This is a genomic window from Clostridium sp. UBA7791, assembly GCF_002480755.1.
Lineage (GTDB): Bacteria > Bacillota > Clostridia > Clostridiales > Clostridiaceae > Clostridium_J > Clostridium_J sulfidigenes.
In genome coordinates this window covers 200,815-217,094 of the sequence record NZ_DLCT01000001.1, presented here as the reverse complement: position 1 = coordinate 217,094, position 16,280 = coordinate 200,815, and the positions used below count along the sequence as shown (strand labels likewise).

The window sequence follows — 16,280 nt, the reverse complement described above, 5'->3', positions numbered from 1 at the left end:
ATTAAATGGATAATGCAATGTTTTGTTATCAATGTGAACAAACTGTAGGGGGAAAGGGATGTACTAAGTTAGGTGTTTGCGGTAAAACCCCTGAAATATCAAATTTACAAGACTTATTAATTTATCAGTTAAAAGGAATTAGTTGTTATGCTAAAGATTTACTTGATAATGAGCAAGTTATAGATAAATCAGTTGTTAGTTTTGTAGAAAATGCTCTATTTACAACTTTAACTAATGTTAACTTTGATGCAGCAAGCCATTTGAATATGCTTAAAGAATCACAAAAAATTAAAGAAAACCTAAGAAGTAAGGCATCTACCGATAAGGCGTATCCTGATCAAGCAACCTATAATTTAAGCAAAACTAAAGAAGAAATGCTTAAGGATGCCGTTAAAGCTGGAATTATGTATGATGGAGATTTAGATGCTGATATACGTTCTTTAAGACAAACTATTGTTTATGGTCTAAAGGGAGTAAGTGCCTATGGACACCAAGCTAGATTTTTAGGTTACTATGATGACCAAGTTGATAACTTCTATTTTCTAGGATTAGAATGTACAACTAATGATAACTTATCTGTTGAAGAGTTAATTAGAATGACTATGAGAACTGGTGATATGAGTGTAGCTGTCATGAAAAAACTTGATGAAGCTAATACTGAAAGTTATAAAAATCCAACTCCTCATCTAGTTAATGTAAAAGTAGAAAAAGGACCTTTTATAATTGTATCTGGTCACGATTTAAAAGATTTAGAGATGCTATTAAAACAAACTGAAGGTATGGGAATAAATATATATACCCATGGTGAAATGCTTCCTGCTCATGGTTATCCTGAACTTAAAAAATACCCTCATCTAGTAGGAAACTATGGTAGTGCATGGCAAAACCAACAAACAGAATTTGATAACATTCCTGGCTGTATACTCATGACTACTAACTGTCTTATGAGACCTAGAGAAACCTATAAGGATAGAATATTTACAACTAACGTAGTTGGATGGGATGGAGTTAGACATGTCACTCTTAAAGAAGATGGAACAAAGGACTTCTCTGAAATCATAAATAAAGCTTTAGAATTAGGTGGATTTACTGCTTCTGAAGACAGAAAAGAAATTCTTGTAGGCTTTGGTCATAAGGCTACCTTAAGTAATGCTGGTAAAATTGTTGATGCAGTTAAAAAGGGTGAAGTGCGCCACTTCTTCTTAATAGGTGGTTGTGACGGTGCAAGACCTGGAAGAAACTACTATACAGATTTTGCAAAAATGGTTCCTGAGGATTGTATTATCCTTACTTTAGCTTGTGGAAAATATAGATTTAACAAACTTGAATTTGGTGAAGTAGCTGGATTACCAAGACTTCTTGATGTAGGTCAATGTAATGATGCTTATTCTGCAGTAAGAATTGCTACTGCTTTAGCGGATGCCTTTGAAACTGATGTGAATGGATTACCATTATCTATTGTACTATCTTGGTATGAGCAAAAGGCTGTAGCTGATTTACTAGCTTTATTGTCCTTAGGAGTTAAGAATATATTCCTAGGACCTTCTCTTCCTGCATTTATAAGTCCAAATGTACTTCAATACTTAGTGGACACTTTCCAATTAACTCCTATAAGTACACCAGAAGAGGACTTAAAAACTTGTCTTAAACAAAGAGTTAACTAATATATTAAATGGTAGCCCATAGGACTACCATTTATTTTTTTATTTTTATATAGTTCACAAAAACTTACCCTTGTGCAATCAGCTTGTCTTTTTCAAGAATGTGACTTACTAACCACTGATTTACGAATTCTAATAAATCAAGAATATATTTATGTTGATTCTCATCAATTTTATTTAAATCTATTTCCTCTAATTTTTTTATAAAGTTATCATGATCTATTTTTTGAGTAAACATTTTTTTATAATTTATACTCTCCATATAGGCTTCTTCATCTCTAAAGTGAAGAGCAGCATACCCTTTTAATTCTTCAATTAAATTTACTATTCTATCATATTTATCAATAATGAACTCATTATTTAATAACTCATAAATTTTATCAGCTATTTCAAAAAGCATTTTATGTTCATTATCAATAATCTCTATTCCTGTTTTAAATTCTTCCTTCATTTCGTACATTTAAATTACCCTCCAACTTCTCTCAATAGTGCTAGTTAAATACGTTCAACATGAATTTTTTGAACTATTTCACTCTAGGACTACATAATACCATATAAGTCAATATTCTTCTATAACTTCAAGTAATAAAATGGTGTATAATCCCTTAGCTTAAACTTTTATTACTTATTATTTATTTCCATTATTATCTTATCTTGAGCCTGAAGTATTTCATACAATTGAACACTTCCTAATTTTCTTCTCGCCTCTACAAAATCAATATCTGGAAATATATTTTGAATATAATAAATAACTCTTGGTGAAGCTCCTAATATAGCTTTACATAGAGTATCCATATCTAATTTACACAGAACTGTTTTCACTCTTTCCCTATCTATACTAATAATATCCTCAAAACTAAATAGTTTCATAGATATTTTGTTAAATAAATATATGTCATTTTCTTGTATTGTCATCATTAATCTAGATTTTTCAACATCTTCAAGATTCCTTAGTAATTCTATTATCTGTTCTTCAACACTTAAGAGTTCTTTGTATGTTTTTTCTAGATAGTAGGATATTTCCTTCCAAAGTTCTTCTGTTACTTGTCCATTCCTAATAATTTCTTCATAATATTTGGTCCTTAGTTCTACTGATAGCAATGACACAAAAAAAGTTAAATTCATAATAATTCCCCCATAAACCCCATTGGTATAAATAAATTTATAACTATATACTCGTACCACTTTCCTAAAAATGAAATAATAACCTGTATTTGTTTCAAATAATTAACAATTATTACTGAACTACTTTGTGTGTACAGACAAAAACCTACAATAGGAAATAAATTTAGTTCTCTTTTAAGTATTAAATAAAAATATGGCATAGTAGTTACATGATGACATTCATTCCTTTACAAATTTAAGTACCTTCATTATCATAACTCTTTTGAATTCAGCAAGGTCAAGTAGATTAGTTCTTATTAAATGAGGTATAATATATTTAAAAAATATAGGAGGCAATATGTTTTGGCACATTACGGGAATCTTCAAAAAATAAGGGATGGTAAAAGAAAATATGGTATAACACCTCATATTCCTGGAGGTTTTATAACTCCAGAAAACCTTGAAAAAATAGCTAAGGTAGCTAAGAAGTATAATGGAGTTATAAAAATAACATCTGGACAAAGAATCTTAATAACTAATTTAGAGGAAAATGATCTACCTCAAATATGGGATGAACTACATATGGAACCCGCTGTTAAAACTCAAAATTCCGTTAAAAATGTAGAGATGTGTCCAGCAGGATATTGTAAAAGATCAAAATTTAATACAATTGGTATAGGTATGAAATTATCTAAAAAATATCAATGGATGGATATGCCTTGTAGAACTAAAATAGGTGTAGCTGGATGCAGAAATGCTTGTGGAAGTGTTTATAGTAAAGATGTGGGTGTTATAGCAGATATTAATGGTAAACTCATGGTAACAGCAGGTGGTTCAGCTGGATATAACCCTAGGATTGCAGATATTATAGCTAATGATTTATCAGAAGAGGACACTTTAAATTTAGTAGATGCTATATTTGATTTTTATAAAGAAAATGCTCATGATGGAGAAAAATTAAGTTTTTTTATTGAAAGAATTTCAATAGAAAACTTTAAAAAAGAAGTTCTAAGTAGGTGTTAGAATTTTTTATGATTTTAGTAAATGATGAAGAAAAGATTAACCATGTATTATAAATAAGCTAATTAAAGGCAAATAACAGGAGTTTTTATTAACTCCTGTTATCTTTTCCCTTTATTATTTTTTCACTTCTTCTAGTTTACCCATGAATAGTATGGTTCCACTTTCTTCATCTTCTATAATAAATACAAAAGGTCTATCAGCTATAAACTCTTTAGGGTCATTAATTATTGGCATTGCAGTTTCCCTAACTTCAACTATAGTAACTGCAGCTGCTTCACTTCCCTTTTCATTTACTTCTATTTTCCCTTGATGTAAAACGCTACTAACATATATATTTTCCCTTATTCCACTAAGATTAGCTCTATCACTAAAAATATCCTTCATTCCTAGGGCCACTAGAGATCCTTTTAATTCTTTAGTTCCATATTCCATTTCAAACTTCGGAAAGCTTACATTAACAGCTTCCGGCTCTTTTCCAATGGATTTTTTTATAGAATTCCACTTATTCATATCTAAATTATTTATAAAATTATCTATACTTAAACCTTCCTTTGGTAGTACTGCATACATAGATACTTTTCCACTATCATAAGGCATTTTTATAATTTTAAAATCATCCTTTTCTCCATAAAAGGTTTTATCATCAGCCGCAACCTTCCTCATAAAGTCTATCTCTGTTTTATCTCCCTTTGAATTTGTAAACTCACCTATAGTATTATTGTTTGTATCAAATGGTTCTTGCCATTGCCCCTTGAAATATATAGCATTAATTAAATACATAATAACATCACCATCAATAGGACCTTTTAGCATATCTTTAATCATGTTATTAGTAGATTTTTCAATCCAATTATTAATTTTATCCATAGATGAGGATTTAGAGAAGTCCAAGTTATCCACTTTTGCACCAAAGATATCCTTATTAATGTTTATAAATTCTTTATTTATATTCTGACCTTCTCTTATCCATATAGAGTTACTTAGATTTAGCTTTACATTTTCATCTACATTCTCCAAATAACTATGAAGAATTTTATAACTATTATTTATCTTATCATCATTCATTCCTTCATAGCCTAGTACCTTATTCATCTCTGCCTTTGTATTCTCTTTAGCTCCATTATAGGTCATAGTAAGTGCCATGGAAATGCTCAAAGGAGATATAAACACATTCTTATTATTTTCATCCTTTGAAATTTCTTTGAATATATTGAATGCAAATTTATTATTGCCCTCAACCACTTCTTTATCCACCTCTTTAGCTGAAATCTCTTCCTTATTTTTACTATAAAATTTCTCACATCCAATTAAAGAAGTAGCTATTATAGCTATAAGCATTAAAGAAATTATCTTTTTTAATTTCATAACCTCACCTCTAAATTTAGTTTCACTTTATATACGCTGTTAAAGTGTTATAGTGCTATTTTTTATATTATTATAAATCTAATAATCAATTGATTAAATTATTTTCTATTGTATAATGGACATGTAATGCCTTAATAATTACCTATATCTTGAAAGCATTTTACTAAATTTAAGTATAGGTATTACTAAATTATGATATAAAAAATGTTAATGTAGAATAAAAATATTGAATTAATAAAGTGAGGTTTATATGACTAAGGATTTAACTAAAGGAAATGAAACCAAAGCTATAATAAGCTTTGCCATTCCCCTTATTATAGGAAATATATTTCAGCAATTATACAATATAGCCGACTCCATAATCGTTGGTAAATATATAGGTGCATCTGCTTTAGCGTCAGTTGGATCTTCTTTTACAATTATAGTATTTTTAACATCTATTATTCTGGGACTTTGTATGGGCGCATCCGTTGTATTTTCTCAATGCTTCGGAGCTAAAGATAATGCTAAATTAAAAAGTAGTATTTTTACTGCCTTTATCTTTATCGGCTTAATAACTATCATAATTAATTTATGTGCTATTTTCTTTACTGACAATATCTTAATTTTTATGAATACCCCACAGAGTTTATTTAATGATGCTAAACAGTATATAATTATAATCTTTTACGGTATAAGCTTTACCTTTATCTATAATTATTTTTGCTGTTTACTTCGTTCTGTTGGAAATTCCTTTATACCTCTTGTATTCTTAATAATAGCAGCCATAATTAATATAGTTCTTGATATTGTTTTTATAACTGTGTTTAATCTTGGTATTGCAGGGGCAGCTTATGCTACCATAATAGCTCAAGGCATCTCTGGAATTTTAACAGCCATATATTGTTTTATCAAACTACCTGAAATTAGATTTAAAAAATGCGACCTTAAAATAGATATAAAGATTTTAAAGTTAGTAGCAAATTATAGCCTTCTAACAAGTATCCAACAATCTATAATGAATTTCGGAATTTTATTAATTCAAGGCCTAGTAAACTCCTTTGGAGTATCAATAATGGCAGCCTTTGCAGCAGCTGTTAAAATAGATTCCTTTGCTTATATGCCTGTTCAAGATTTTGGTAATGCTTTTTCCACCTATATTGCCCAAAATAAAGGTGCCGGTGAAGCTTTAAGAATAAAAAAAGGAGTAAAATCTTCATTCAATATTATTACCTTATTTTGCATTATAATATCAGCAATTGTAGTAATATTTTCAAAACAATTAATGACTATATTTATATCTCCATCAGAAGTTGAAATTATAGCTTACGGCTCTCAATATCTATGTATAGTAAGTGTATTTTACTTTCTCATTGGATATCTTTTCATGTTCTATGGTTTTTATAGAGGTATAGGTTCCACTAATATATCTATTTTTCTTACTATTATATCCTTAGGACTTCGTGTCGGAATTTCCTATTGGCTAGCTCCTACCTTTGGTATAACTGCAATTTGGTGGTCTATTCCTATAGGTTGGTTCATTGCAGATATAATTGGCATATCCTTTATAAAAAGGTTTATAAGGAATATAAATAAATAATAAAAACCTCTTACAGATTACTCCTTTAAGTATCTATAAGAGGTTTTTATATAATATTTTAGATTTATAAACTAATAGTAGTTTCTTTTTCTATAGATATATTTACTTTATCTGCTGCTTTAAATATTATAAGTCCAAAAATAAACATTACCACAATTCCTGCTACCCCAGCCTTAGAGCTTCCTGTTATATGGGTTGCTATACTCATAAGCATAGTTCCCATGAAAGCAGCCCCTTTGCCAAATATATCATATAGTCCAAAGTATTCACTAGATTTCTCCTTAGGAATAATTTTTGAGAAATAAGATCTTGATAATGCTTGAATTGCCCCTTGAAATACTGCAACACATACTGCAAGAATCCAGAATTCCCACGCTTTATCTAGCTGTAATGCGAATATGGTTATTGCTATATAACCCATAATTGAAGCTGCTATTAACTTATCACTTTTAAACTTTTTAGATAATCTTCCAAATAAAATAGCACAAGGAAAGGCAACTACTTGAGTTAAAAGTAATGCTAATAGTAAATTACTATCTGTAATTCCAACATCTTTTCCATAGGATGTGGACATGCTTATAATTGTATGAACTCCATCTATATAGAAGAAAAATGCAAGGAGGAATAAAAAAATCTTCTTGTTTTTTCTAATGTTTAAAAGAACCTTACCTAGCCTCTTAAAACTTTCTGCCACTGGCTTATTTCCTTTTTCAACATAATACTTTTGTTTATAGTTCTTTAGTAGGGGCATTGTTATTAGTAACCACCATAGAGCAGTTAATATAAAGGCTGTCCCCGTTGCCATGGCAGTTGTAAGTCCAATTTTATCTGCAAAAAGTACGAGAAGTAAACTTACTGTAAAAGGAATGCAACTTCCGATATACCCCCAAGCATATCCATGAGATGATATCTCATCCATTCTATCATCAGTAGTTATGTCGTTGAGCATGGCATCATAAAAAATAAGGCTTCCTGAAAAACCAACCTTTCCTATGACAAATATAGCTAGGAATACAATCCATGGTACTGGAAGAGCTAAAGCTGCACAACCTAGCACTCCAAACATCATGAATAATGAAAATAGTGGTTTTTTATAACCTTTAGTGTCCGCTACGGTTCCAAGTATAGGTCCAAGTATCGCTACAATAATTGTAGATAAGGATACAGCATAACCCCAGTAAGCTGTTGAATCTGCTGGTGAAATCCCTGATAAACTCGCAACATTTTTAAAGTAAATAGGAATTATAGTAGACACCAACATGGTGAAAGCTGAGTTTCCTACATCATATAGAATCCACTGCTTTTCTAACTTAGTAAATTTACTCATTTTACCCCTCCTATAGAAAATTTCTATTGAAGAATTCCCCTAGGTTGTCATTACTTATTATAGCACTATAGTACTCTTCAACTCTATGTACTGCCTCATCTATAGCCTCTTCATAAAGGTTTAAAAGCTTTTTATTTATTTCTATACACTTTATATTTGGCTCTACATTAATTATCATACGGCTAAAGCCTTCTCCACCTTTAATTAAGCCTAATAAGCCTTTTATAATCTTTCTTTTCAAATTGTTTTCACATAATAGTAGTTTATCATAAAACCTTACAGACTTAAGGCATTTATATATTTCTTTTCCACTAACATTATCATAAATGCTAGCAATATGTGCTGCTATAACCTTATTAGGAATAATATGAGCTCCCGCACTATGCCTTTGTGGACTTAAATTATTTCTCCTCATTAATGCTCCATCTAACTCTGCTTCTATTTCAGCATGAGATATATTACTTTCCTTCATAGCTTCTGCAATAAAAGGATGACAACTACTATCAAGGACAAAGTGGCATACAAATCCTAAAATATAAGAGAGACAAATCTCATCCTTACTTTCTTTAATATACTTTTTCGACCTTTCTAAAAATCCATAGGCCTTTTCATCATGTAATCTATGTCCATACTTAATTATTTCATTCTTAAATAAGGGCTTGTAATAGAAAAGTATATCTGGACCATTAAGCCCTATATAATATGCTTCTTTATTTTGTATTATAATATCTTTTATCCCATGGGGCAGTTTTTCTAAGACAGTATGTCCAAAACTATAGTGAGTATAACTTGCGGGCATATAAATCCACCTTTCAAATTTCATAAATATTCTGACTTCTATTATAATTATATATTTTTTATGTTTTATGTGAGTTATATTAAGGTAAAATTCTTGTAAATCCTTATACTATTAATATTCCTAATTTAATTATAAAAGCACCAACTAATTAAAGCTAGTGCTTTTATAATTTATTCCACTATGAACTGCCAATTACCCTGTTGATGAACTAAAATATTATTTACATCTATATATATCTTTCTTAAAAATCTTTCTGTAATACTTAAATCTTCATTATCTAGGTATACCTCACCTTGCTGATTTTCCATATCACCCATGGCACCACCAGTTCTAAAATTTTCTCTTACCATAAATATTGTTCTACTTTCATCATAATTATTACTAAAATCAAAGTGTATAGTATACTCTCCACCTTTATTTGTGATAGAAGCAGCTTTAATACTATCTTGAAGCCCTTTAAGTTTAAGATCTTCATTTATTTCAGAAGTTTCACCCTTCTTAGGAATTCTTATAGCTAATTTACCTCCTTCTTTTAAAACATAATTTATATCTATATCCTTTATTTTTATATCTAATTTGCCTTTGTAAGGATCTAATATTTTAAAAGCTCTCCCAGTTCCATCATTAGCATTTTCTATAGCTAGTAAAGTACCTTCTTCATCTCTAACTTCAACTTTTCCAATGGCATCTAAACTAATGGTGTAATCTTCACGCTGCTGATAATCTATATTGCTCCATATTTTAAAGTATCTTTCTCCTTCTTCATAATAACTAGTTGCCCCTAAAAGAACTTCTTTATCTATGGCATTTCCACCAATTTCATCATAACCATTTTTAAAATCTACCTTTTTTAAATTAAACTCACCTATATCTTTATCCTTATAATGCAACTTAAAATCTGTTATTAAACCCTCACCCTGCTGAAAAGTAAGTCCTGTATATCCTCCACTTGCAAAGCTAGTTAATCCTACATTATACATATTTCCATCACTAGTCTTTAATTTTAAGTTGTTTATTATTTCTCTATGATCCCCTATGCCTTCAGCTTCTGCATCCTGGTTAAACCACATTTCAACATATATATTCTCACCATCATTTGTAATACTTTTTACTAATGCAGAACTATCATCAATATTAATTCTTACTGGTTCTTCTAGCATATATAGCTCTTTATCTGCTTGTTGCTTTATAATGCCTTGGGAAGGAGTAAATATTAGTTTTTCAGCTATCTGTGCAATGACTTCCTTGCCTAAATGGGACATGCCTATTAATAGGGCTAATATAGCAACCACTGCAGCCACTTTATACTTCTTCATAGATCTTTGCATTTTCCCGTTTTTCTCTTGATTAAACTGTATTTTTTCTTCCTTACTTTTTTCTTTATTTACTTCTGTTAAATCAATACTATCATGACTTTCATAATTATCTATATCTGCTAATTTCTCCTTCAAGGATTTCTTCAATCTCTGTTTTTCAACTTCATCCATAGGAATTTCTTCAAACTCACTTATATCAAAATCAATCTCATTAAATTTATCATATATATCCTTATTATCCATAACTATACCCCCTCCCTAGCTTCCTTATAATACTCTCTTCTTATCTTTTCTCTGCCTCTACTAATTCTAGTATTTATATTACTTACAGAAAGCTTTAATGCTTCACTAATGCTTTTACTCTTCTCTCCAAGTAAAAATTTCATTATAAAAATAGTTTTATCTGGTTCCTCCATACTTTCTATAATACTTACTAACCTACTATTTTCTATATCATCAAGATAATGATCTTCTGCACTTTTACCATCAGTGATAGCTTCATCCATAAGCTGGTTATTTTCTTTTTTACCATACTTTCTGAAGTAATCAATTGCTTTAAATTTTGTTATAGCCCCTATCCAACTTTTAAACTTAGAACTATCCCCAGTAAACTTATACCCATTAACCCAAATTGCCATAAATACATCTGACATACATTCCTCAATTAAACCTTTATCCTCTACAGAACATAAGGTTTTAGATATAATTCCTTTTACTAAGGGCCCATATATATCAATGATATAATCAAGAGCTTTAGGATTTTTTCTTTTTAATTCTGCAATAAAATTGTCTTTATCCACCCTCATTAAATCTCCTCCAAATTTCCTTCTTCACCCTATATATCGAAAGCAATATAGCTTTTCTTACAAAATTATAAAATTAAATATAAAAAGTGTCTTAAAATATACTATACTTTAGTTTTTACTAAAATATAATCCAATATTTTAAGACACTCTTAAATTAAACATTATTTAATTATTTACTTCTCTAATTACTTATCTAATCTACAGAATCTGTTTCCTCTAATGGTTTAAAGAAGCTTTTATCCCTTTTACAAACAGGACATCTCCAGTCTTCTTTTAATTCTGCAAAAGGTACCTCTTCTTGGCTTTCATCATACAAGTAGCCACATACACTACATTTATAAATTTTCATATCAATTCCTCCTCAATATAAAATTATATTAATAAACTCCTTATGTTAGTTAAATTACCAACTCAGGATTATTAATCTCTTACCCTTTGATGTAGCTTTAGTCATCCTATTTAAATTGTAAATCTCCTGAAAGTCCCATGAACAAAACAACTATTTAACTAGTTATATATATTCCTAGTTGTAAAGTTTTATATTTTTATATTTACATAGTTATATACTTGCCTTTTCAAGATTCTATGGCTCTACCTGTATAAAAGTATTTCCCCCAGAGGACTCCAACTTATTGAGTGTACCATTATTGTTAATTGACGTCATAGGGTAATATTTATATTTAAATCCATAGGTATCTTGAACCTCGACTAAAACATCTAACATATCTCCATTTTTTAATTTATATTTCTCTTTGATAGTTCCAGTATAATTACTAACTTCACTTGAAGGTTCATTACTTTTTTCTAATTTAATTTCATCTATAACTTCCTCATTTATTCTTATCTTACATGAAGCTTCTTCTACAGAATTTCCTTTTATAGAACTTGGATAAATGACACTTTCAATCCGTCCATCAATTATAACTTCATCACCCTTTGTTTCATATTTCCCTTTAAAAGGTTGAGGCATAATTTGAAGTTGATACTCCATTTGATCTATATATTCATCTTCCCATGTTTCTTTTTTCACTTCTTCTCCATAGTCTAAAGTAAATCCAAATTTAACAGTACTCCTTATAGGAACTGCTATCTTTGCACTATAGTTTAAAGCTTTATCTAATTTACCTTCAACACTCTTACTATCTCCATCGCTACAGTCATAGTTAAAATAAAACTTTAATCCTTCTTTATATACCTTAGGAGTTCCTTTAAGATTAATACTAATGGTTTTGTTTTCTGCATCTAGCCCTTCTACTGAGTAACTAAAGTCACTTAAAATACTCCCTTGCTTTTTTAGGGTTTCTTCTACGGTGGTATTAATGCTACTTAAGGATGTCCTCATATCATTATACTGATTATAAATATCACCTCGTAAGCTATCTAGGTCTTGTCTAAGAGAATTAACTTTTAACAAACCCCACAGATTAAGCAATATCAGAACTATAAATCCTATAATAACTCTTCTTTTTACCTTTTTATTTTTCTCTAATAATTTATTATCTTCCACTTCAATCCCCTTTCATAACTATATTCTTATCCATCTATCTTCTAATGCTTTATTAACCATATCTTCATCACATAAATATTCTCTTAATATATCTCTTATGTATCTATCATCATATTTATGATTAGAATTATTCTTTAAATCTTTATATCCAGAACCTCTATGAAGATAATCAGAGCTACTTACCCTGTAAACTTTATCTTCCTTAAGGGGTTGTCCATTTATAATAACTTCTAGTACTTCTCTTTCCCTATATTTAATCTTTACATTTCTAGAAAAATGAAGTCTTCCTACATATTTTCCTCTAAAACCTGGTCCCCTACCATCAGCTAAAACTATGTCCCCATCTAAACTTTCCTTAATAGCTTCTAATATATATTTACCTTCAATTTCAAAGTATGTAGGATTTAATGGAGATGGCTCTATTTGTAATAGCTTAAGATTAGTTACTGCACCTTTTTTTATTCCTCCATTTAATACTCCACTATTTATGAAAGCAAAATCACAATTATAAACTTTATATAGTCCATCTGCTAATAAGTTAGTAATAGGATTTTCTTCTATTACATCATGCCATAAATTTTCTTTAACTTCATATAGTGGTATAGAAAGATTATTTAAAGCTATCTCTTTATTCTTCTTTAATACTTTAATTATACCTTTATCCATATCTAAGCCTTCTATATTTATATTTTCGCCTTTTACTAAACTTACTTTATTATCTTTTATAGATAGTTTCAATACTCCCAAGTGTTCTCCAAACTGTCCTGAGGTATGGATTATGGTATTATTTATGATCTTAGGTTCATCCATAAGGATATGAAAATGTCCTCCTATTATTACATCTACCTCTGAAATTTTTGTTGCAATCTCTTCATCCTTATCCATACCTAAATGGGATAGAACTATACATATATCATATTTACCCTTATTATTATTTATCTCCTTATTTATTCCCTGAAGATAATCTAAAATATCTAATCCACAGCTTGTACTAAACTCATTTAAATTTGGAGAAGCACCTATAATTAATATCCTTAATCCAGCTTTATTAATTATTATACTTTTGCTTAGCCCTTCTATTTCCTCACCATTGAGTTTTCTTATATGACAACTCAAAAAAGGTATCCTTCCATCAGAGGTTAATCCTTCTAAAGTATGAATTCCATCAAAGGTCTCATTATTTCCAATAGAAATAGCATCATATTCAGCTTCTTGAAGTAAGTCTATTGCAACCTTCCCCTTAGTCCCATTAACTTCTACTCTTTTAAAATCTGCTAGATCTCCTGCATCTAATACAATTGTATCATCATTTTTTAACTCATTAATTTTTGTAGTTATTCTTGCTAAATTTTCAAAATTGCTATGTATATCGTTAGTATGTAATATTTGTAATTCCATAATACATCTCCTTTGTATATGCTAATAAATCATTATAAAATTTACATAAAAATATCTTTAGCTAAATCAACGAACATTATATATATCCATATATATAAATATTTTACAACATACCATGGAATATTTATATAAAAACTTCGTTGAAATTGAAATTTATTTTCACAAATATTACATATATAACATAACATACTATTAGGTAGAAATTAATTCAAGGAGAAAACAAATGAGCAATTATAGTAATTACTCACATAGAAAAATGGAATACGCTTGTGCTTTTGTATTACCTCAAGCATATGAAAATTTATTTTTAGTTAAAGATGCTCTATCAAAGGGCACAATATTTAAGGATTTATATAAACCTTACAACGAGAAGAAAAACTCAAGATGGGAATAGAGGGGTGAGATATTATGTATGATCAAGAATTATTAAATAATATAAGAAAACTTCAATTTTATTGCATAGATTTAAATCTATATCTAGATAACTTCCCTGATAACGAGGAAGCTACTAAGGATCTACAAGCCGTATCTCATAAGCTCGGAATATTAGTACGTCAATATGAAGAAAAATATGGCCCACTTACTAATTTCGGCTCAGCCTCTGTTGAAAGTCCAATGTGTTGGACTTCATTACCATGGCCTTGGGAAAATTATTAACACAGGAGGATTATAATATGTGGTATTATACAAAAATGTTAGAATATCCAATAAATCTTAAATCTAAAGATCTTAGAATGGCAAAATTTCTAGTAGCTCAATATGGTGGCCCAGATGGAGAATTAAGTGCAGCACTTAGATATTTGAATCAACGTTACACTATGCCTACTGGAAAATCTAAAGCACTACTTACTGATATAGGTACAGAGGAGATGGCTCACGTTGAAATGATAGCTACTATGATTTATCAACTTATGAGCAATGCTACTCTAGAAGAGCTTGAAGAAGTAGGACTTGGTGGTCACTATACTAATCATGGAAGAGCTTTATTCTACACAGACCCTAATGGAGTACCTTGGACAGCAGCTTATATACAAGCTAAAGATGATGTAGTTGCAGATCTTCATGAAGATTTAGCTGCAGAAGAAAAAGCAAGAGCAACCTATGAGTGGTTAATAAATCAAAGTGATGATTATCAAATTAAAGAAATTTTGAAATTCTTAAGGGAAAGAGAAGTTGTTCACTTCCAAAGATTTGGTGAAGCTCTAGATGACGTGCAAGACTGTTTTAAAAGAAAACCATTACTAGATCCATTGAATAGATAAATTAAAAATTTATATTCTAAGTGAATATACTTATATAAATAAGGGGCTTGCAAAATAAACTAATTTTATATTTTGTTAAGATCCCTTATTTTAATTTTACTAGATAACATTGTTATGATTACTATAAAATTTCATATAATATAATAATCAATAAAAAAGGAGATTAATCATGGATAAGAGTCAAATTAAATCCTTAATTAAATGTGTTGTTTGGGGAATAATCTGGTCTATTATCTTAGTGTTAATTGGATTAGGTATTGTTCATTTTACTGCCCATAACTTAAAGGATGTTTTATTTATTGAAGGTATAATATTAGTTATTTTAGGAATTTCTTCTTTCCTAGGAGGAAATCCAACGGGATTATCTCTTCAAGGACTTTGTCAAGCCAATGCTCAGTATATAGCAAATGCCAATCTTGAAGTAACCAAAATGGAAAAAGAAAAAACTAGTACTATTAAAAAGATTTTTAAGGCTAGCATAAATACTATTTCACTAGTTATGGGTGGTGTAATATGTATAATAATCAACTTCATCATTTAGATTTTAAAAATATTATAGGGGATATCAATAAATAAACTTCTAATCTTTCACTATGTTGAGCTTGTACTTATATTGGATGACAAGCTCAACATTAATTTAAGATTTAGCTTATTTTGAGATATCCCCTTTCTTAAATCAGAAGTTTTAACTATATTATAGTTGTATCTCCATTACTACTTCTCCCCACATTATCTTTCCAGTTTTTCTAAAACCTACAGCTTCATATAATTTTTCAGCAACACTATTTTCTGGTTCAAAGCTTGTATAAACTTTTATATTTCCATGTTCTTCTTTTAATAGTTTTAAAAGTTTTAATATAGCAGCCCTACCATAACCCTTACCTTGATATTTCTTGTCCATCATAAGTCTACACATCCACCAGCTATTATCATCACTATCAAAGCTGTACATTAAAAATCCTACTATAACTGCTCCATCATATATTGCTAACGGATAGTTTCCCTCTTCAAACTTAGACTCTAATATAGAGTATGAGTTTGATGCTACGAAACACTTCTGGTTTTCTTCTACAGAGAGCTCAATACATTCTCTCCAATTGTCATTGTCTATTGCTTTAAAAATAAGATTCATA

18 protein-coding genes are annotated in these 16,280 nt (G+C 29.6%); 7 read left to right on the top strand and 11 right to left on the bottom strand.

What is annotated here, in order from left to right:
- Positions 1-5: 5 nt before the first annotated feature.
- Entirely contained in the window at positions 6-1,664 is a 1,659-nt protein-coding gene (gene hcp / locus B3Z56_RS01090) for a hydroxylamine reductase (RefSeq protein ID WP_346877629.1), read from the top strand.
- A gap of 64 nt (positions 1,665-1,728) precedes the next feature.
- Here hcp and B3Z56_RS01085 read toward each other — a convergent pair whose 3' ends face one another.
- Together B3Z56_RS01085 and B3Z56_RS01080 are read right to left on the bottom strand one after the other, a co-directional pair.
- Positions 1,729-2,121, bottom strand: a complete 393-nt coding sequence (locus B3Z56_RS01085) for a bacteriohemerythrin (RefSeq protein WP_346847080.1) — start codon at positions 2,119-2,121, stop codon at positions 1,729-1,731.
- A 161-nt stretch (positions 2,122-2,282) separates the two neighbouring features.
- Positions 2,283-2,786 carry a FliG C-terminal domain-containing protein gene (locus B3Z56_RS01080; RefSeq protein ID WP_346847079.1) on the bottom strand — a complete coding sequence of 168 codons (504 nt, stop codon included), beginning with the start codon at positions 2,784-2,786 and terminating at the stop codon, positions 2,283-2,285.
- 342 nt (positions 2,787-3,128) lie between these two features.
- Between B3Z56_RS01080 and B3Z56_RS01075 the strand changes: the two genes are divergently transcribed.
- On the top strand, positions 3,129-3,788 hold the full coding sequence (locus tag B3Z56_RS01075; RefSeq protein ID WP_414632293.1) for an NAD(P)/FAD-dependent oxidoreductase: 660 nt from the start codon (positions 3,129-3,131) through the stop codon (positions 3,786-3,788).
- 114 nt (positions 3,789-3,902) lie between these two features.
- Here B3Z56_RS01075 and B3Z56_RS01070 read toward each other — a convergent pair whose 3' ends face one another.
- Complete coding sequence (locus B3Z56_RS01070; protein WP_346878075.1) at positions 3,903-5,153, bottom strand: serpin family protein; 1,251 nt, start codon at positions 5,151-5,153, stop codon at positions 3,903-3,905.
- A gap of 250 nt (positions 5,154-5,403) precedes the next feature.
- Between B3Z56_RS01070 and B3Z56_RS01065 the strand changes: the two genes are divergently transcribed.
- A complete protein-coding gene (locus tag B3Z56_RS01065; RefSeq protein WP_346878074.1) occupies positions 5,404-6,732 on the top strand; it encodes an MATE family efflux transporter in 1,329 nt (442 codons plus the stop codon).
- Between the two features lie 64 nt (positions 6,733-6,796).
- Here the strand turns inward: B3Z56_RS01065 and B3Z56_RS01060 are convergent, their stop codons facing one another.
- The 7 genes from B3Z56_RS01060 to B3Z56_RS01030 form a co-directional block, all read right to left on the bottom strand.
- Positions 6,797-8,059 carry an MFS transporter gene (locus tag B3Z56_RS01060; protein WP_346877624.1) on the bottom strand — a complete coding sequence of 421 codons (1,263 nt, stop codon included), beginning with the start codon at positions 8,057-8,059 and terminating at the stop codon, positions 6,797-6,799.
- A 10-nt stretch (positions 8,060-8,069) separates the two neighbouring features.
- Entirely contained in the window at positions 8,070-8,858 is a 789-nt protein-coding gene (locus B3Z56_RS01055) for a zinc dependent phospholipase C family protein (protein ID WP_346878073.1), read from the bottom strand.
- 170 nt (positions 8,859-9,028) lie between these two features.
- On the bottom strand, positions 9,029-10,417 hold the full coding sequence (locus B3Z56_RS01050; protein WP_346878072.1) for a hypothetical protein: 1,389 nt from the start codon (positions 10,415-10,417) through the stop codon (positions 9,029-9,031).
- A 2-nt stretch (positions 10,418-10,419) separates the two neighbouring features.
- Entirely contained in the window at positions 10,420-10,980 is a 561-nt protein-coding gene (locus B3Z56_RS01045) for a sigma-70 family RNA polymerase sigma factor (RefSeq protein ID WP_346878071.1), read from the bottom strand.
- A 193-nt stretch (positions 10,981-11,173) separates the two neighbouring features.
- Positions 11,174-11,329: a rubredoxin gene (locus tag B3Z56_RS01040; protein WP_035129613.1), complete on the bottom strand. Its 156-nt coding sequence runs from the start codon at positions 11,327-11,329 to the stop codon at positions 11,174-11,176.
- A gap of 234 nt (positions 11,330-11,563) precedes the next feature.
- On the bottom strand, positions 11,564-12,487 hold the full coding sequence (locus tag B3Z56_RS01035; RefSeq protein WP_346878070.1) for a hypothetical protein: 924 nt from the start codon (positions 12,485-12,487) through the stop codon (positions 11,564-11,566).
- Positions 12,488-12,505: 18 nt separating this feature from the next.
- The gene (locus B3Z56_RS01030; protein ID WP_346878069.1) at positions 12,506-13,885 is read right to left on the bottom strand and encodes a bifunctional metallophosphatase/5'-nucleotidase; all 1,380 of its coding nucleotides are present in this window, start codon (positions 13,883-13,885) and stop codon (positions 12,506-12,508) included.
- 223 nt (positions 13,886-14,108) lie between these two features.
- On the opposite strand from B3Z56_RS01030, the gene B3Z56_RS01025 reads away from it, so the two are divergent.
- The 4 genes from B3Z56_RS01025 to B3Z56_RS01010 all read left to right on the top strand — a co-directional run bounded on the left by B3Z56_RS01025 (position 14,109) and on the right by B3Z56_RS01010 (position 15,688).
- Positions 14,109-14,279, top strand: a complete 171-nt coding sequence (locus B3Z56_RS01025; protein ID WP_150844121.1) for a spore coat associated protein CotJA — start codon at positions 14,109-14,111, stop codon at positions 14,277-14,279.
- A gap of 14 nt (positions 14,280-14,293) precedes the next feature.
- Positions 14,294-14,542 carry a spore coat protein CotJB gene (locus B3Z56_RS01020; RefSeq protein WP_035129619.1) on the top strand — a complete coding sequence of 83 codons (249 nt, stop codon included), beginning with the start codon at positions 14,294-14,296 and terminating at the stop codon, positions 14,540-14,542.
- A 17-nt stretch (positions 14,543-14,559) separates the two neighbouring features.
- Complete coding sequence (locus B3Z56_RS01015) at positions 14,560-15,147, top strand: manganese catalase family protein (protein WP_346847068.1); 588 nt, start codon at positions 14,560-14,562, stop codon at positions 15,145-15,147.
- A gap of 169 nt (positions 15,148-15,316) precedes the next feature.
- Entirely contained in the window at positions 15,317-15,688 is a 372-nt protein-coding gene (locus B3Z56_RS01010; protein ID WP_346878068.1) for a hypothetical protein, read from the top strand.
- Positions 15,689-15,841: 153 nt separating this feature from the next.
- Here B3Z56_RS01010 and B3Z56_RS01005 read toward each other — a convergent pair whose 3' ends face one another.
- A complete protein-coding gene (locus tag B3Z56_RS01005; RefSeq protein ID WP_346878067.1) occupies positions 15,842-16,279 on the bottom strand; it encodes a GNAT family N-acetyltransferase in 438 nt (145 codons plus the stop codon).
- Between the last annotated feature and the right edge of the window lies 1 nt (position 16,280).